At 36.7% G+C, this 18,106-nt stretch carries 14 protein-coding genes; 3 read left to right on the top strand and 11 right to left on the bottom strand.

Features of this window, described 5'->3' with window-relative positions; translation table 11 throughout:
• The 10 genes from RAH34_RS21790 to RAH34_RS21745 all read right to left on the bottom strand — a co-directional run.
• Positions 1–418, bottom strand: a 418-nt coding sequence (locus tag RAH34_RS21790) for a DUF6443 domain-containing protein (RefSeq protein WP_306597520.1), incomplete at its 3' end; no start/stop codon positions are given.
• Between the two features lie 5 nt (positions 419–423).
• Positions 424–3,837, bottom strand: a complete 3,414-nt coding sequence (locus tag RAH34_RS21785) for a hypothetical protein (protein ID WP_306597519.1) — start codon at positions 3,835–3,837, stop codon at positions 424–426.
• A 10-nt stretch (positions 3,838–3,847) separates the two neighbouring features.
• Complete coding sequence (locus RAH34_RS21780) at positions 3,848–5,482, bottom strand: T9SS type A sorting domain-containing protein (protein WP_306597518.1); 1,635 nt, start codon at positions 5,480–5,482, stop codon at positions 3,848–3,850.
• 269 nt (positions 5,483–5,751) lie between these two features.
• Positions 5,752–6,162: a hypothetical protein gene (locus RAH34_RS21775; RefSeq protein WP_306597517.1), complete on the bottom strand. Its 411-nt coding sequence runs from the start codon at positions 6,160–6,162 to the stop codon at positions 5,752–5,754.
• A 120-nt stretch (positions 6,163–6,282) separates the two neighbouring features.
• Complete coding sequence (locus RAH34_RS21770) at positions 6,283–6,681, bottom strand: hypothetical protein (RefSeq protein ID WP_306597516.1); 399 nt, start codon at positions 6,679–6,681, stop codon at positions 6,283–6,285.
• Positions 6,682–6,773: 92 nt separating this feature from the next.
• Entirely contained in the window at positions 6,774–9,101 is a 2,328-nt protein-coding gene (gene bglX / locus RAH34_RS21765) for a beta-glucosidase BglX (RefSeq protein ID WP_306597515.1), read from the bottom strand.
• A gap of 82 nt (positions 9,102–9,183) precedes the next feature.
• Complete coding sequence (locus RAH34_RS21760; RefSeq protein WP_306597514.1) at positions 9,184–9,891, bottom strand: prolyl oligopeptidase family serine peptidase; 708 nt, start codon at positions 9,889–9,891, stop codon at positions 9,184–9,186.
• A gap of 97 nt (positions 9,892–9,988) precedes the next feature.
• The gene (locus tag RAH34_RS21755) at positions 9,989–11,380 is read right to left on the bottom strand and encodes a glucoamylase family protein (RefSeq protein ID WP_306597513.1); all 1,392 of its coding nucleotides are present in this window, start codon (positions 11,378–11,380) and stop codon (positions 9,989–9,991) included.
• Between the two features lie 75 nt (positions 11,381–11,455).
• Positions 11,456–12,922 (bottom strand): RagB/SusD family nutrient uptake outer membrane protein, encoded by a 1,467-nt coding sequence (locus RAH34_RS21750; protein WP_306597512.1) that lies wholly within the window; start codon positions 12,920–12,922, stop codon positions 11,456–11,458.
• Between the two features lie 4 nt (positions 12,923–12,926).
• Entirely contained in the window at positions 12,927–15,767 is a 2,841-nt protein-coding gene (locus tag RAH34_RS21745; protein WP_114822479.1) for a SusC/RagA family TonB-linked outer membrane protein, read from the bottom strand.
• A 365-nt stretch (positions 15,768–16,132) separates the two neighbouring features.
• On the opposite strand from RAH34_RS21745, the gene RAH34_RS21740 reads away from it, so the two are divergent.
• The 3 genes from RAH34_RS21740 (at position 16,133) to RAH34_RS21730 (ending at position 17,685) form a co-directional block, all read left to right on the top strand.
• Positions 16,133–16,804 carry a DUF4197 family protein gene (locus RAH34_RS21740; RefSeq protein WP_047433611.1) on the top strand — a complete coding sequence of 224 codons (672 nt, stop codon included), beginning with the start codon at positions 16,133–16,135 and terminating at the stop codon, positions 16,802–16,804.
• Between the two features lie 40 nt (positions 16,805–16,844).
• Positions 16,845–17,150: a DUF493 family protein gene (locus tag RAH34_RS21735; protein WP_034699649.1), complete on the top strand. Its 306-nt coding sequence runs from the start codon at positions 16,845–16,847 to the stop codon at positions 17,148–17,150.
• A gap of 61 nt (positions 17,151–17,211) precedes the next feature.
• On the top strand, positions 17,212–17,685 hold the full coding sequence (locus RAH34_RS21730; RefSeq protein WP_306597511.1) for a hypothetical protein: 474 nt from the start codon (positions 17,212–17,214) through the stop codon (positions 17,683–17,685).
• A gap of 54 nt (positions 17,686–17,739) precedes the next feature.
• Here RAH34_RS21730 and RAH34_RS21725 read toward each other — a convergent pair whose 3' ends face one another.
• Entirely contained in the window at positions 17,740–18,090 is a 351-nt protein-coding gene (locus tag RAH34_RS21725; RefSeq protein ID WP_114822477.1) for an ArsC/Spx/MgsR family protein, read from the bottom strand.
• Positions 18,091–18,106: the final 16 nt, after the last annotated feature.

Raw genomic sequence — 18,106 nt, 5'->3', positions numbered from 1 at the left:
GTTTCTGCTCCAGAATCCGATCCAATGGTGAGCTTTCCAAAACTTTTTCAGAATAGATCTTTTCATTACCGTAGGTTGTAGGATAAACACCCAAAGGTCCTGAATAATAGTTTCCATTGCTTGTGGAAAGTTGGGGAACAGGAAGATAATCTTTGACCTGTCTTCCGAACGCGTCATATTCAATATGAGTAACCACATCCCGTCCCAGTGGTGATGCAGCTATGTTAACAATCTGTTTTGCCCTTCCCAGTCCGTCAAAATACTGTACAGATTCTGAGGATTTTGTAGCTGTGGTACCATTATAATCCAGATACGTTTTGGTCTGAATATAGTTTTCATTGCTTGAAATCGTGGAAAGCTGGGCATAAGTTATATTGGATAAGAGCAACGCTCCTATTGGTATTATCAATTTTTTCATCAGTTTTAGTTTTTATAATTGTATTTCATTTCCTTCAACACTTTGCCGTTCACATCGATCACTTTCTGAAGTCTGTTTGCGGAGTCATAAACATAGTTTTCTCTGATTCCTGATGGTGGGGTGATGCTTCTTACTCCTACTAAAGGATCATAAGTGTAAGTGGTAATCTGATAACCGGATAATGCAGCATTAGCTCTGAAGGTGTTCAATGCTGATAAGAAAGATGTTTCATCATTGTTAGGAGCTGCTAAAGCATCTGTGTTGGAAGCATTAACAATAGAATCTATTAATGACTGCTGGATGTCTGTTAATTTAGCTCCCTCAACCTTTGCAATGGGCTGGGTCTGGTTGTAACCCCAAACAATACAAACAGGAACTCCTTCTATTGTGGTATATTGGAGTAAATTTCCTTTTTCATCATACTTATCATAAGTCAATTCAGTAGAAACAACATTTTGTAGATCTGTAGAATTTACCTGGTAAGGCAATGCCAACCCTAAAGTTTTTGTGACTGCTTCAGTCTGACTGACAGGATACAAAGACTCTATTTTAGAAATTGTCACACCATTCTTTTGGGCTTCTGTCTCCAGTGGAATGCCAATCATATTTTTAGCTGTTAAATATTGATTGTTTTTTTCTTTAGCATACTTATATTTTGAGATATAAGTTCCTGCTCCTGACTCATTTTGGGTAACACTTGTTGGATAATCCTCCTGATTGTAGATAGTGTTTGTTGTTTTAACCACAGAATTCTGAATTCCGTTTTTGTAAAAATATGTTTTCTCTTCTCTTTGAATAGGTAATGTTGTTCCAAACTTTTCGAAACTTTTATAAGGGCTAGTGAGCATTACTCCCATGTTTAATTGATTATAAAGCGCTTGGTAACTACTGAAACCAAAAAGTTCCGAAACCATATTCTTTTCGTAATTGTCATAAAGCTTAACGGCATCATTTTTTTCAAATTCAGTTGTGGTATATTGCGTTGTAGTTTCTGAAATAATCTGGCCTGCTGCATTATAAACCTTTTCCGATACTTGCTGCCCTCTTAAATAATCAAGATTAGGAATAGGTACAACAGGTGGCACCGTAGATAAAATTCCATCATTTGGATAATCTATGGGAGATCTGAATGTATGAACAGTTTTACCTTTTCCATTGTCATCTTTATCTTTTTGTTCAACAGTTACATATTTATACCCCACATCGGAACCCTGTGTTTTCTGAACCGGTAGGATATTATAATCAGTGGTTACTTTAAAATCAGCACTATAGGTAATTGTAGGATTATAAAACTTATTTCTATAGGTGTAACTATCATCAAAGCTTGTGATCGGCTCCGGGAAGACAAGAGAACCGCTGCTTTTTTGTGGATCATTAATGTCTTTATAGTCATAAAAAAGTGCTTTGGTCGGTTCTGTAGAGGTCAGTGTATCAAAATATTTAATATTATTGATTCTTATTCCTCCACCTTTTTTAGTTAGGAAGCTATTAAATTGACGCTCTTTTGTGTAAGCTGTAAGATAATAGGTAATAGGCATCTGAGTAATACCCTTACTTCCTGTTAAGGATAAATAATAGGTTCCCGGTTCTAAAGTAATTGTTTCATAGTCATATTCTGTAATAGGTTCTCCGTTTGGTCCTAAGTTCTGGTTCATACACTGAGCGCCACTGTTGCTTATACATGACTGCCAGCTTAAGCCAAAGTTGGCAAGGGAAGCAGAGTAAGTATTGTCTGCGTTTTTTTTATAAATATAAAAATGCCAATTGGAATAAATTAAATTTCCAAGATCAAGATGAAGCTTGACTTTTTGTGGAGTCTGAACAGTAAAAAATTCTTCTTTTATGGATGAACTAAATGTATTTAAATCATAGGATACAAAAGTATTATCTATATCAACCCATTCCCCTGTTACAGATTCTGTTCCATTGGTATAGCTGTAAATATTCTCACCAAAATCAAATACTGCTTTTCCTTTTGCAGGGTATGTTAAAGATTTTAAAACGTCACTTCTATATGCATCATTTTCCCCTTTATAATATCCCCATTTATCTTTTTGAAGTATCCCTGAATTATTATAATAATCTAAGTTGTATTCCTGATTTTGTGTATTGGGTGCTGTCTTGGTAACTTTTACCAGCATCATTTTTTGCAACGTTTTCACCGGACCATTTTCAGGTTTTAAATTTGTATCCGAATACCCATAATCCAATACATATTTATCTACGTATTGTTGTGTATTTTGCCCAATATAATTTGATTGAACAGATTTTAGTTTATAAAGTTCTGTAGGCTCCATATAATTTGAATCCTGCCTTCCCTTTTCATAATTTAAATTAATTGTACCCTTTCCCCAGACATCAATGTTTGTTAACAACTTGGTATTGGTTGTATTATAAACATACTGTGTTTCAAAAGCTCCAGGCATACTCCCATCAGAGATTTCAGTGCTTCCACTGGTGTTGGAATACTGTACGTTTCCGGCAAGCCGCGTAATTGTAGTCGGAGTTTCTTCAAATTTAACAACAGAATTGAGATTATAATTAAAAGTGGCAAGAGTGTTATTATTCTGATCTTTGATATTTATAAGATTAAATGCAGCCCAATAATTTGCAATGTCCATACTTGGGTTAGGGTTACCTATACCACTTATAATACCTATTTTTACATTTGTAATAGATTTTTGAGACTTTTCCATCCCTTCAAAAGTGTATTTGATTCCTTTATCATCAACAATAGTAAAACTGGTAATTTCAGCTGGAGCAATATTATTAATGATGATCTGTAAATTATTTTTATCTAATTTTTCAGGTTTATAATTTCCATTATCATCTTTTATAATATAAAATCTTCCTGACTGTCCCATGAAATTGTATTGATATAGATCGTATTCTGTATCATACTTTCCCATGGCTGCTTCAAAACTATAATTATCAAGATCAATTGTTTGATCCTTTATCAATTTTGAAGTTGGATTATAAATTTCATTATAAATCCCATATTTTGTTTTTGGAGGAGAAGAGAATGGGATGGTTCTATTTTTCTCATCTGGGTTCCCTCCCCTAACTGTTCTTGAAATTGTCCCTCCTGCAATAAGGCTCCAACCTAATCCTGTTTCACTAGCTCTGTCATCGGGTTTAGCATTTAAGGGATGGTATTTAAGTTGTACAGCCATCACAACTTTAGAATTGATCGTTGGAATGCTGATTAAGGGAATATTTATATCAGGAACCCCTGTATAATAACTTACGGGAACTTCTTCAAATTTCATTAAATTGTTAGAAGTAGGTGCAGAAGCAAACATTTGGTTAATATCGCCAACATAACTTTTAGGATCACTTCCTCCTACTCCAGACTGTGCAAGAGTTGTATTGTGTAGTGAAGCTAGTAATAAAATTATAGCTATTCTATTTTTCTTCATAAATTAGTTTTTATTTCTTAATCAGTTTAGCATTCGCCGTTTTGTTATTATCTGTTTTTATCGTCACCAGATAAGCTCCCTGCACCAAAGCCTGGGTATTAATTTTAGTGACTCTGTTTTTGGTTTTTATGCTCTGAAGCTGTCTTCCACTCATATCATATAAGAGAATTTCTGCATCCTTAAAATCAAAACCTATTTCTACGTAAGCATAATCCGAAACTGGGTTTGGATAGATCTTGATATCATATTTTTCAATCAGCTGGTCAATCTGCTTGTCTCCCAGTTTTACAATCTTCCAGTTTTCTTTGCCCAATTCTTCAGCACTGGTTCCTGCCAGAACAATAGAACCATCTCTGTTCAGTTTTAAATCGGAAAGCCTTTCTTCTTTCTTTCTGGATTCTCCTTTTGCATGCTTTCTCCACTGTTCATTTCCGTTTTGGTCAAGATAAAGCATCCAGAAAGTTTCGTCATCAGTTTCTATTCTTCCTTCTGCCTGCGTATAGCCCCCCAATAAAATTCCTTTCGAAGATTGGTCATCTGCTGAATGAAGAACGCTCATTCCCATCAGGATATCACGATTTTTAAAATTGTAAGATTTCTGCCATTGTTCATCACCTTTTTCACTAAGAGCAATCAGCCAAAGGTCTGTCCCTTCTTCAATGCCTACGGTTTTATTTCCTGATCTTTCTGATCTGGATTCTCCACCAATGATAAAACCAGTGGAAGTTAAAGCCAGGGTTCTCAAATGATCATCTCCTTTGCCTCCGAAGTTCTTTTCCCATTCTACTTTTCCGTTTTTGTCCAATTTTACAATCCAGTAGTCACCTTCTCCGAAATTTTCAGTTTGTTTCGAGTTTCGGGATACGGGATTCGAGTTTTGAACGTTTGACGCAGAACCCGCATCTCGCATCTCGGAACCTTTTTCAGATCCCGAAGCACTGACTTCAGAACTTCTTGAATACATTCCCAATAATGCTCCGCCATCTTTTGTTGGAATCATTTTCTCCACTTCATCTAAGCCTTTTCCACCTAAAATTAATTGGGAGAGTTCTTTTCCGTCTTTATCCAATTTTGTAATTAAAACATCTTTGGAACCATAGCCTTTTGATGAATTTTGTACATTACCTGCAACAAAGAATCCTAAATCTGTAGTTTGAATGGCAGCTCTTGCTTCTTCATCAGAAGAACTTCCAAGAGTTTTCTGCCACAATTCATCACCGAATTCATTGATTCTGATCAGCCAAATATCTGAGCCTCCTTTGGAATCGTCTTTTTTGTCTAATCCTTTTCCTGAATAAGATGTTCCGGCCAAGAGAAATCCACCATCCTGCGTGGTAACAGTAGCAGACAGGTAATCATGGTTTTGTCCTACGAAGTATTTCTCCCAGACTTCTTGACCCTGCTGGTTCAGTTTTACCAGGTGAAAATCGTAACCGTTGTTTTGCTTTTGGCTGCTGGCTGCTTGCGGTTGGCTTTTGCCCTGAATGCTGCTTCCTGTGATCAAATACTGCTGATCAATGGTTGTGGTAATCTGACTTAGAAAATCCTGGGTAGAGGATTGTATATCTTTCTGCCACACCACTTCCTGGGCAGATACTCCCAAGATTGTGCATAAAGTGAATGCACCGAAATAGAATTTTTTCATTCTATGTTTTTTTGAGTTAGTAATTAGTTTATTAAAACGAAACGAATTTAACACTTTTTAAGACACGAAAATCATTTTTCTGTGGTATCCTGTAAATCATACTATTTTTAATTAAATTCTCTCTATTTATATCTGTTGTCATTCTATTATGGTGTAAAAATATCTATCCACTACGACAAAACTTGTCGCATTAAAATCCAATTGAATTCATTGATTTCAAGCCACAAAAAAACCACTCTTGCGAGTGGTCTGTTATTTTTGTTTTTATTTTACTGATAAATGACTTCATCATTCTTCTTGATCTGGTAGCTTTTTTTATGTGGAGTTAAGACATAGCTGTCTTTCACATGAGCTCCGCTTTTCCATATCTTTGCTTTTCCCTGCTTATCCAAAATAATGCTTTTTGCAGCTCCGTCCGGAATAAAAACTTCAGCTTTAGTCATACTTTTATTGAAAATAACTGCCGTCATTGTAGTATAGCTTTTGTCTGAGTTTACTTCTTTGAGTTTTATCTTCTGATTGAAAGTTTGTATACAATTATTTCTTAATTGGGAATAGGTATATCCTGCGGAGCCGATACAACCGTGAACATCTCTGTCGCCTCCGAGAACAGGAGTACTTTTTTGTGCAAAAACGAATGAACCAAGGAACATGGTACTGAGTAAAATTATTTTTTTCATAGGTAAAATTTTTGTTTTCTGATGGATTAAAAATATCCCAAAAATGTGATATTAATTAATTTTTCTAAGGTACAAAAAAAAACCACTCTTGCGAGCGGTTTTTCTTTTTGAAACCGAATCTTACTGATAGATCACGATATTATCCTTTTTAAGCTGATATCCGTGCTTTTTGTAAGGAATCAATACATAGCCATCCTTTTTCCATGCTTTAGCTTTACCTCCTGCTCTGGTAAGGATGATGCTTCTTTCACCGGCATCTTTTACAAAAACCTCAGCTTGTTTCATGTCTTTACTGAAAATAACTGCAGCTATTGAAGTATAGCTGTCTTTCGGAGCTACTTCTGTCAACTTGATTTTCTGTTCAAAAGTTCTTATACAGTCTTTCTTAATTTGAGAATAAGTATATCCTGCAGAACCAATACATCCGTGTGCATCTTTGTCTCCACCTTTTATTGTTCCTTTTTGTGCAAATACTAAAGAACCCAGGAACATTGTGCTTAATAAAATTGTTTTTTTCATGTCGATTTGTATATAATAATTATCCGAGGTATTATTAAAAATCGTGCCAAAAAAACTATCATAACACAATCCGGTGAATTACTTTCCAGATATTACTTAGTCCAGTTAATCTTTGAATGCTGAACATTGTCAGAGCTGGTTCCGATCATAATATCAAATTCACCTGATTCCCAGTCATATTTCAAATCTCCGTTATAGAATTTCAGGCTTTCAGGAGTAATATCGAAAGTTACTTTTTTAGATTCTCCTTTTTTCAAAAATATTTTCTGGAAGCCTTTTAATTCTTTTACCGGCCTTGTAATACTTCCCACCATATCTCTAATATACAACTGAACCACTTCAGCTCCGTCATAGTTTCCTGTATTGGTTACTGTAACAGTTGCCTGAACAGTCTGATTTCCTTTCGCTGTAGTATTGGAAACAGTCATACCTGAGTAATTGAATTTCGTGTAGCTTAATCCGTATCCGAAAGCATATAAAGGAGTATTACACTCGTCCATATAGTTTGAACGGAATCTTTCATAAGTACATTTATCTACTTTATCCTGGCTTAGCGGGCGACCTGTATTTTTAGCATTATAGTAGATTGGCACCTGTCCAAGGCTTCTTGGGAAAGTCATCGGAAGTTTTCCGGATGGGTTTACTTTTCCGAACAGAACATCTGCAATAGCATTTCCTGCTTCAGATCCGGCAAACCATGCATTCAAGATAGAATCCGGAGTATCTTTTATATTGGTTAAAGCCAATGGGCGACCTGTGAAAAGAACCATCGCGATTGGTTTTCCGGTTTTTTTTAACTCGTTTAGTAAGTCAACCTGTGACTGAGGAATGGTAATTTCTGTTCTTGAAGAAGATTCTCCACTCATTTCAGCAGATTCTCCGATAGCCAAAACAATCACATCTGATTTGCTGGCAACCTCTACCGCTTCTTTTAACAACTCTTCTTTGGAACGGTTGTCTCTGTCTGTTTTTTTACCGTGAGCAGCATAGATTTCTTCTAATTTAGCATCATAATCTATATTGGCACCTTTTGCTGATAAAAACTTAACTTCTTTTCCGTAGTTCGACTGTAATCCCTGCATCAAAGAAACTGAAGCTGCGTGTTTTGTAGCAACACTCCATGTTCCGGCCATATTCATTGAGTTATTCACCAATGGTCCGATTACAGCCACTGTTCCTGATTTTTTTAAAGGCAATACCTGATTGTCATTTTTCAATAACACCATGGATTGAGCAGCCGTGTTTCTTGCTATATTACGGTTTTCCATATTATAGACTTCTTTTGCAGCCAATTTTGCATCTCCGTGCTTGTATGGATTATCAAATAAGCCAAGATCATATTTTGCTTCAAGAATTCTTCTTGCTGCCATATCAATTTCGGCTTGTGTCACTTTTCCTTCTGCCAGTGATTTTTTTAAAGTTGTTAAAAAACCTTCTCCCACCATATCCATATCAACTCCAGCTTTTAAAGCCAAAGCAGACACCTGCTGAAGGTCTCCCATACCGTGGTCTACCATTTCATTGATCCCGGTATAGTCTGTTACTACAAATCCTTTAAACTTCCATTGATTTCTCAATACTTCAGTCTGAAGCCATCTGTTACCTGTCGCAGGCACTCCATCCACTTCATTGAAAGAAGCCATTACCGAAGCTACCCCAGCATCTACTGCGGCTTTGTAAGGTGGAAAATATTCATTAAACATTCTTACATGGCTCATGTCAACGGTATTGTAATCTCTTCCGGATTCCCCTGCTCCATATAAGGCAAAGTGTTTCACGCAAGCTAAAATATTGGTTCCATTCGCAAGGTCTTTCCCCTGATAGCCATACACCATATTTTTAGAAATTTCACTTCCTAAATATGGGTCTTCACCAGAGCCTTCTGATACTCTACCCCATCTTGGCTCACGGGAAATATCTACCATTGGAGAGAATGTCCAGTTGATTCCGTCAGAAGCCGCTTCTCTGGCAGCTACTTTTGCTGACTGCTGGATAAGGTTCATATCCCATGAAGCAGCCAACCCTAGAGGAATCGGGAAAGTTGTTTCATACCCGTGGATCACATCCATACCGAAAATCATAGGAATTTTCAGACGGCTTTTTTCTACAGCTACTTTCTGAACAGCTTTGATCTTATCTGCTCCTTTTATATTGAATAATCCGCCGACTAATCCCTGTTCTACTTTCTTTCCGATATCAGAGCTCTGTGCCTGTCCGGTAGTGAAATCTCCGGAAGTGGGAAGGTTCATCTGACCAATTTTTTCATCCAATGTCATTTTAGACAAAAGATTATCTACAAAAGCTTTCTTTTTAGCCTGATACTGAGCCGTCTGATAAGACTGAACGGGCCTGGTTACCATTTCCTGAGCGGAAAATACAGGAGCCAATGCTAAGGTGGCGATTACAATTAACTTTTTCATAAATCTATCTTCTTAAATTATTGTTTATATTTTTTTGCTTTAATTCGATGAGTTTATCTTTCAATCATTGTGTATTTTGGGGTTATTTTTCTTTCTTTTTAGATAGCATCCATTCATACAAAGCAGGGTTTGAATAGGCAGAATCCCATGAATTATGATTGTCATTCGGAAAGATAACCAATTCAGCTGTAGGATTTACAGGATGCAGCTTTTGATAAAAATTAAAAGCATTGGCTGGCAATACAATATCATCCATCCCGCCATGAAAAATTTTCATATTCAGATCTTTAAACTGATGAATATTGGCGGTCATTACCTGATCTGTAGGGGCGCAGACTGAAGCCACCGCAGCAAACATTTCCGGATGTTCCATAGCTAGTTTCAAAGTTCCCCACCCTCCCATTGAAAGTCCTGTAAGATAAATGCGGGAGGCATCAATTTTATATTTCTTCTGAATTTCTTTGATCAGATTATATACGGTAACGGTATCCCACCATCTTCCTTCCGGACATTGAGGTGCCAGAATAGCTACAGGTTCTTTAATTAGATTTTTATAGGTAAATGGGCTGTGTGCTTTTACCAAATCAAGATTGGTTCCACGCTCTCCGGAGCCATGTAAAAAAACAATCAAAGGAACATTCCCTTTCGTATTTTTAGGGTAATCCAGAATGTAAGACATTTTCTCCTGTCTTTTAATTTCTTTATTGAGTTCCCCTTTTATTTCCTGCGCATTCATTGGTAATGAAAACGGCAGTAATAAAAGAGGGAGATGTTTCAGTTTTAGGTTCATATTGTTATTTAGGTTTTGGCTAAAGCCAGCGGATTGATTTTTTATTTAAACGGGCTCCCTTCGACTATGCTCAGGATAGTATCCCGTTCCTATTGAATTATTTTATTCCATATTTGGCTGACTGGAAACTTAGTTTTTTTAATCCCTGCTGAATTTCAGGAGCATTCATAAACAGTTTCCAAAGGAATCCTGATCTGTAGTTTTCAATCATGGGAGCTATGGTTCCCTGATCTATGGCCAGATATCTTGGCGTAAACCAATTGTTATAATTAATAGAAGTAGCATCATAAGGTCCTGCAGATCCTATAAATTCAGGTTTTTGAGTATACATGAATCTCAGGAAAGCCATTGATTCTTTAGGAGTGTACGGGAAACTGCTCAATGCAGCTGTGGGAGTGATTACTCCATTATCATTGCCTGGCATATGCGCTGTGTAACCAGTAGTTCCGTCTTCATTTCTTGTATAACCGGCTGTAAGTCCCCAATAGTTTGGCCCGTAACCTTTCCATTGTTTTGGATTTTCAACACAGTATTTGTAATCGATGAGGGTTTGATTTTTATTGATGTCAAAGTAATTTTTAACAAGTTTATCGGATAATCCAGTCGGATCAAGCCCGATATATGAATATTGTGCCCAGAAAAGCGGTCCGCCATATTCTTCGGCATAGTTATGTTTTACATACAGAGGTAATCCGTATTTTGTTTTGTCTGTAAGGTAAGTTCCGTTTCTGGTCCAGCCTTTATAGTAGGTTTCTGCATCAATGGAATAAGTAGGGGAAGATGCGGCTAAAATATAAGTGATCAGACATTCGTTATATCCTTCCAGAGGAAAGTTCATTTCCCATTGGTAATCCGGTGACCAGTGCCAGTAAAGTACTTTCTGACCTCCTTTTGTATACCAGTTCCATTGGATTCCTTTCCATAGCTCATCACATTTTGCAGCCAGAGCTTTTTCTTCTGCATTTCCGTTTTTAAAATATTCACGGACCATCAGTATTCCTGAGGTAAGAAATGCTGTTTCTACAAGATCTCCGCCATTATCTTTTTTTCCGAAAGGAACCGTTTTCCCGGTTTCTCCATTAATCCAATGTGACCATGCTCCTTTGTGACGGTCTGCTTTTGCCAGAAAATCCATGATATGAGCAAGTCTTTTCACGGCTTCTTTTCTTGGAACAAATCCTCTTTCTACGCCTACCAGAATAGTTGCCAACCCGAATCCAGAGCCTCCTGTAGTGATCACGTGTTTATCATTATCAGGATAGACATTGTCTTCATGGTAACGCTCTCTTCCCAGCATCGAGTTGGGTTCTGCGTAATCCCAAAAGTACTTTAAAGCATCTTTCTGTACTCTGTCCATCAGTTGTTCATCCGTGATATTGCTTTTTATGGCTTCAGTTTTTCCTGCCTCCTGTTTTGCAACGGGAGCATTTTTACAGGAATACACAAAGAATAAAGAGGTGATAGCTATTGATAATACGTTCCTTTTCATGGGATCTCTTTTTATTGGGTTTATTACTAAAAGAAGAGGAGAACTTTCATTCTCCTCTAATGTTTATGGTTTATTTTAATAGCCCGGGTTTTGAGCAGACAATCCACCGGCTTCCATTATGAAGTCCTGCGGAAGTGGGAATAATTCATGTTTTCCAACGATGAATTTTTTTCCACCATCAGCAGCCATCGCTGCTTGTGCTTGTCCTGTTCTTACAAGATCAAACCATCTGTCATGCTCAAAAGCAAGCTCCAATCTTCTCTGTTTCCAGATATCTAATCTTACATCTGCCTGAGAAGTAGCAGGGGTACTTCCGATGTTAGCTCTGTTTCTTACCTGATTCAGGAAAGGAATAGCCGCAGATGTTTGTCCTAGTTCATTCATTGCTTCGGCTCTGATTAATAGCACTTCAGCATATCTCAGATAACGAATATTTACGTCTGTTGAAGCCTGATCTCTATAATTTGAAGAATAAGCTTTATAATTATAAAATTTATTTTCTGTATTTGGACCTACATAATATCCATCATATAAAGTCATATCTCTGTGGATAATCGTAGCATCTCTTCTTGAATCTGTTGCAGAGTATGCATCATACAAACCTTGGGTAGGAGTAGAGAATCCCCAGCCCCAGCCTGTAGTACCTCTGGCTCCCTGAACCTGGCTATACTGCTGAATTGCTCTTCCTGCTGTTCCCCCAGTCCCATTGATTTCAAAAACAGATTCAGCATTATTTTCTCCGGAAACTTTGTAAATATCCTGGAAATTAGGTGTTAATGAATACCCAGTAACCAAATTAGTCTCATCTACAGCCAGCTGCCATTTCTTCTGATATAAATACACTTTAGCTAAAAGCGCATGGGCAGCACCAACAGATGCTCTCCCTATATTACCTGCCCCATAGGCTGATTTATTAGGAAGAACGGCTATGGCATCCTTAAGGTCCTGTTCAATGAATGCATAAATTTCCTCCTTACTTTTTCTGGTAAGTGTCATTTGTTTATCTGCTTCAACTCCTGTTACAGGAACGTGGTCTACTAACGGGACACCTCCAAAAGATTTCACTAAAGTAAAATACATAAACGCTCTTAAAAACTTAGCTTCTCCAGCTAGTCTTGCACGCAATTGCGGATCAGCTTTATCTAACTGAGGAAGATATTTCAATGCCTGGTTGCATCTGTTTATCCCTTGATAATTGGAGGCAAACAGTTCTTTGAATGATGGAGTTGCTGCATTAAAATTCAGCGCATCCAGAACATCCTTATCAGAACCTGAATCACTTGGGCTGGATCCTTTATCCGCATCATCTGAAACGATGGATGTAACGCCAATCCAAGCGAAAGTACTCATGTTCCAATCTAAGAATTTAGCATAAATAGCAGTTACCAAGCTATTGGCTCCTTCATTATTATTATAGATTTCACCCAAAGCAGCTTCGGGAATTTTTTCTGTAGGAGACACATCAATAAAGTCATTGCTGCAACTCTGGTTAACAGCTCCTAAAATTAAAAATGCAGCTGCTATGATATATTTCTTATTCATTTTTTTAAAAATTTAGGTTAACACCAAATACAAAAGACCTCAATGTAGGATAAGCATCCAGCTCTATTCCCGCACGTTTGTAAGGATCACCTTCTGCTGTAGTATCTGCAGGATTATATCCTGATAATTCTGAAGAATACCCTGAATACTTCTGGAATACAATTGGATTAATTGCACTCACATAAAGCTTAATAGATCTCATATAATCCGTTACATTTTTAAATGTATACCCTACGGAAATATTATTAATTCTAAAATAATCTCCACTTTCCAAATAGAAATTAGAAGCTACAGGAATATTTGAAGGATTTACAGGGTTTGCTGCATTAGTGTTTGTAGGAGTCCAGAAATCATTCGCTACAGATGCTTCAACATTTTCTCCGCCATTTCTTTGTGCTTTCTTACCGTTGTATACTTTAAATCCAAAAGCTCCATAACCGCTCAAGGCAAAGTCCCAATTTTTATAAGACATTGAAAAATTAACACCTAATGTTGATTTTGGTATATAAGAATCGAAGAAACGTCTGTCTCCTCCATCCATAGTACCATTACCGTTCAAATCTTTAAATTTCAGGTTACCATTGGCATCATAACCATCAGTTTCATATAAATAAAAACTTCCCAATGCGTAACCTATTGCTGAAGCATTAAATAGTTTTGTATCGACTCCGTTGCCCAGGTTTCCTCCTATAATCTGAGAAACAGGTTTTGAAGTATCAATTCTAGCAAGTTTATTTTTATTGTAAGAATAATTAGCTCCAACAGAATAACTGAAATCTTCTCCCACTTTATCTGACCAGTTTAAACTCACCTCAGCACCTCTATTAACAACGCTTCCCATATGTGAATAATTTACATCCGAAATACCTGTTGCAAGATAAGGTACCACTCCTAAAATAAGGTTATTAGTTTTTCTGTTATAAACGTCAAAACTTCCAGACAACCTCTTATCCAAGATCGCAAAATCTAATCCCAAAGAGGTTTCTTCTGTAACTTCCCATCCTAATTCCGGGTCATATCCTTGATTAACAGTTACGCCATTGCTTACAGGCGATGTCCCAAATCCGTAATTGTAAGTAGCTCCGGATGAAAGTGGTAAATAGTTTAATGGAACTTTCTGGTTACCCAATTTACCCCAGCCTCCTCTTAATTTTAAAAGATCAAAGAACCCATCCTGCATAAAGCTTTCTTCAGAGATGATCCATCCGGCACCAAATGATGGAAATGTCCCCCATCTGTGTCCTTCAGCAAACTGAGATGATCCGTCTCTTCTGATCGTTCCACTTAATAAATAACGGTTCATAAATTTATACTGAAGTCTTCCGAAATAAGAAATTGTGGTGTTTCTGTTCCCTTTTATAGATTCAATGGCTTTGGTCGTATTATCACTAAATAAATTACCATAATAATCTACACCATCCAGATTCCAGTAGTCTTGTGAAACGGGTACATTCTTTCTGTTGATCGTTAAGGTTTCAAGACCGTTGGCAACTGAAGCTTCCGTACCTGCTACAATTTCAATATCATGATTTCCTACTTTCTTGGTATAGGTTAAATAGTTATTAAGTACCCAATTATAATAGTTTTGATTTTTATTGGTTAATCTTGTCAGAGGCAAAGAAGTATCATATCCACTGTCAACCCTCATTGGATCGCTATCTAACCAGAATGCTTTTGAATTTACAAAATTGTAATATTTATAATTATTGTACTCACCACTAAACTGAGAAGTAAACTTCAAATCTTTATAAATATCAATATCCAGTTTTAAACCACCCTGCAATAAGAAATTTTTTCCCCTTTGATTATCATAAGCAAGCTGCATCACAGGGTTTCCAACATTATTAAATCGCCCTCCTTCGTAATCGATATTTCCGTTAGTCTTGTTATAGATAGGCTGACCATATTTTCCATTCGGATAATATACAGGGACTAATGGCGATTGTTTATATGCATTTGTAAAAGCACCATACGATTTAGGAGTATCATTGGTAAAGGTAGCACTTAAAGTCTGCGCTAATCTGATACCTTTGGTAATCCTGAATTCGTTATTGGTTCTTACTGTAGTCCTGTTATAATTTGTTCCTTTAAGGATGGACTGCTCATCATAATTACTTAAACTTAAAAAGTATTTTGCAGCTTCAGAAGATCCGGAAATTGATAAGTTATGCTGGTTATAGATACCGGTTCTTGTAATTTCTTTGAACCAATCTGTGTTGTACGGCTGATTAGGATTCAGATAAGTACTTGTTTTACCTGCATTGTTATAGGTTGCAAATTCAGACCCATTGGCCATTTTGATCGTTTTTAAAGGACTTCTGAATCCAACCAATCCATCATAGGAAACACTTAACTTTCCTCTACCTGATTTTGTCGTAATGATGATTACCCCATTTGCAGCCCTGTTACCATAGATTGCCAATGCTGCAGCATCTTTCAATACATCATAGGTCAGAATATCATTAGAGTTGATATTGTTGATGTTATCGGCATACATTCCATCAACTACGTATAGTGGAGTTCTCCCACCTAACACTGTACCAAGTCCTCTGATCATTACTGTCGGAGTTGATCCCGGCGCATCAGAAGCAATAACCTGTACTCCAGCAGCTTTTCCCTGAATAGCCTGTGATGCATTCAATACTTTGGTTCTGGTTACTTCCTCAGCGCTGATAGAACTGATAGCTGTGGTATTATCCACTTTTTTACGGCTACCATATCCAATCATCACGACTTCGTCAATCTTCTGGACTTTAGCAGAATCCTGCGTAACCTGTGCATTCACGTTCATCCCGAAATACAACACGGCAATGAGACATGGATACTTTAAATTACTTTGTTTCATATAGTTTCAATTTTATTCAAATAAATCAAATTCATTTCTGTCTTTAAATAGTGGAGTTATTTAAAATCTCAAAAAAAGACATTAGCCAAAAATATAAAAAATATCGAACAATGTTAAATTATCTTAAATATTTAAACATCGCCCTTTTTTGTTACATCAAAAATGATAAATATTCACGTTTTATAATTTTATATTCAAAATTATTATCAATTTACCGTTATTTCATGAATGTTAAATTAATATTTTGACCTTAAAAATTCACCAAATTCAGCACTCAATTTAATATTTTGTTAAATAGAGAATAGTAATTACCTTTGGTGCAGTTTTTGACAAAAGCATCTTAGAAATACATAATAAAAAGATCAATGAAAAAATATATCATTGCAGCCGCTCTTCTGATCGGGACCGGTGCTGTTATTACCACCAGTGTACAATCTTGCACATCACTGGCTACATCAGACATGGGGCTTTCTATTATTAAAAGAATCCTGCTCAATGGTATTGATAAAGGAATGGGTATCTATGGAAACAAAGAAGCGTTTCTGCAGAACAATATGGTAGATAAAGCGCTTCCTAAAGAGTTGAGAGATATTAATTCTACGCTGGAGAAAATTGCCCCTTCACTCGTAGCTAAAGAAAGGGATTATATTGCTCAGGCAGCAGCTTATACCGTGAATACTTCAAAACCTATTTTGCAGGATGCGGTCAACAGTCTGAATGCCCAGGATGTAACGAGAATTATGCAGGGAACAACGGCGACACAGATTCTGAAGGAAAAAACATCCCAACAGCTGATTGCAGCCATCGCTCCTAAAGTAGATGAAAAACTGAATGAATATGGAATTGTAAAAACCATCAATACGGCGTTATCAGGAAGTAATTTTTTAGGCAGCCTTCTGGGCGGGAATAACAACACTGTCAATTCAGGAGGATTGAGTAAACTTGCTTCTGAACAGCTGGTCAATGGATTATTCAACATCATCGAAGATTATGAGCACCAGAACTCCAAGTCTCTGCTGGGACCATTTGGAAAATAGGAAAAATTTCGTTATATTTATATTATATTAACAATTGCAGATGGATATATTACAAGGAAATCAACACGCAAGCCCCGAAGATTTTTATCAGTCTTTGAAGGAGAAACTGGAGGATCATCATGATTTTCCGGAGGATTATTTATTTAAATTTATTATCCCTACAGACCAGGCAAAACTTACTGAAATTTACAGAGTTTTTGATGGTATTAAATTTACACTGGGAAACCGAGAAAGCAAAAATGGAAAATACACTGCCTGCAACATTAATGCATTTGTTTTGGATGCCAATCAGGTAGTGAATATTTATAAAGAAGTAGCAAAAATAGAAGGCGTTATTCTATTGTAAAAACAAAGGCCGTTTCATCATCATGAAGCGGTTTTTTATTATTTAAAACTTAAAACAGAATATGATGAACATCCAACTGATCCTATTTAGTATTATTTTGGTCACCTCTTCTACAAGTTGTATGCACAAAGATAACAGTCAAAATAACACGACTGCTATATCCTCTGCAGTTCAGCAACAAAAGATTGAACGGATTCAATTAACAGAAAGGACGAGAGGATTCAGCAGAAACATAGTCTTCACCCCTTCTTCAAAAGAATCCAATATTAACGAAGAAATTACTACTACTAAAATATCTCCTGCGGAATGGCAGACGGTTTCCAGACTGGCTCAAACTATTGACTTATCCAAGATATCAGATCTTAAAGCTCCTACAGAGGGCAGGCATTCTGACCGGGCAATGATTGCATCCATTATCATTACCTCTAACGGAAGGGAATATACTTCTTCAGATTTTGATTCCGGACGCCCACCAAAAGAACTGGAAGCTTTATATAAGATTATCAATGGAACCAGCAAAACTGCAACCCCATAACATAAAAAAATCCGCTCTAAAAAGAACGGTTTTTTATGTATTAAGTTGATTGATCTACTTTTCAATAAAGAACTTTACGTTTTCAATAGGCCTTCCCAGCATGGCTACTGAGCCTTTTACAAGAATCGGTCTTTGTATCAGAGAGGGATTCTCAGAAAGAATTTTAATCCACTCTTCTTCAGAATAATTTTTATCTGCATAATTTTCAATATACAGTTTATCTGTCTTACGAATGATATGAAAAACACTTTGGTTCAGTTTTTTCAGCACCGTTCTTATTTCAAGAGGACTTAACGGATCATCAACAATATTAATGATCTCAAAAGGCACTCCGTTTTCGTCAAGATACTCCAGTACAGCATTTGACTTTGAACAGTTTCCGTTATGTAAAACTTTAACTACCATGATATAATTATTCAAA

It is taken from the genome of Chryseobacterium sp. WLY505, assembly GCF_030846215.1.
In the GTDB taxonomy this organism is placed as follows: domain Bacteria; phylum Bacteroidota; class Bacteroidia; order Flavobacteriales; family Weeksellaceae; genus Chryseobacterium.
Note: the sequence above shows the minus strand (reverse complement) of the source record. Positions and strands in the feature narration are given on the sequence as shown.

Coding starts and splice junctions, on each gene's coding strand:
- RAH34_RS21785 (WP_306597519.1), bottom strand. CDS start 3,837: ATGAAGAAAAATAGAATAGCTATAATTTTATTACTAGCTTCACTACAC.
- RAH34_RS21780 (WP_306597518.1), bottom strand. CDS start 5,482: ATGAAAAAATTCTATTTCGGTGCATTCACTTTATGCACAATCTTGGGA.
- RAH34_RS21775 (WP_306597517.1), bottom strand. CDS start 6,162: ATGAAAAAAATAATTTTACTCAGTACCATGTTCCTTGGTTCATTCGTT.
- RAH34_RS21770 (WP_306597516.1), bottom strand. CDS start 6,681: ATGAAAAAAACAATTTTATTAAGCACAATGTTCCTGGGTTCTTTAGTA.
- bglX (WP_306597515.1), bottom strand. CDS start 9,101: ATGAAAAAGTTAATTGTAATCGCCACCTTAGCATTGGCTCCTGTATTT.
- RAH34_RS21760 (WP_306597514.1), bottom strand. CDS start 9,891: ATGAACCTAAAACTGAAACATCTCCCTCTTTTATTACTGCCGTTTTCA.
- RAH34_RS21755 (WP_306597513.1), bottom strand. CDS start 11,380: ATGAAAAGGAACGTATTATCAATAGCTATCACCTCTTTATTCTTTGTG.
- RAH34_RS21750 (WP_306597512.1), bottom strand. CDS start 12,922: ATGAATAAGAAATATATCATAGCAGCTGCATTTTTAATTTTAGGAGCT.
- RAH34_RS21745 (WP_114822479.1), bottom strand. CDS start 15,767: ATGAAACAAAGTAATTTAAAGTATCCATGTCTCATTGCCGTGTTGTAT.
- RAH34_RS21740 (WP_047433611.1), top strand. CDS start 16,133: ATGAAAAAATATATCATTGCAGCCGCTCTTCTGATCGGGACCGGTGCT.
- RAH34_RS21735 (WP_034699649.1), top strand. CDS start 16,845: ATGGATATATTACAAGGAAATCAACACGCAAGCCCCGAAGATTTTTAT.
- RAH34_RS21730 (WP_306597511.1), top strand. CDS start 17,212: ATGATGAACATCCAACTGATCCTATTTAGTATTATTTTGGTCACCTCT.
- RAH34_RS21725 (WP_114822477.1), bottom strand. CDS start 18,090: ATGGTAGTTAAAGTTTTACATAACGGAAACTGTTCAAAGTCAAATGCT.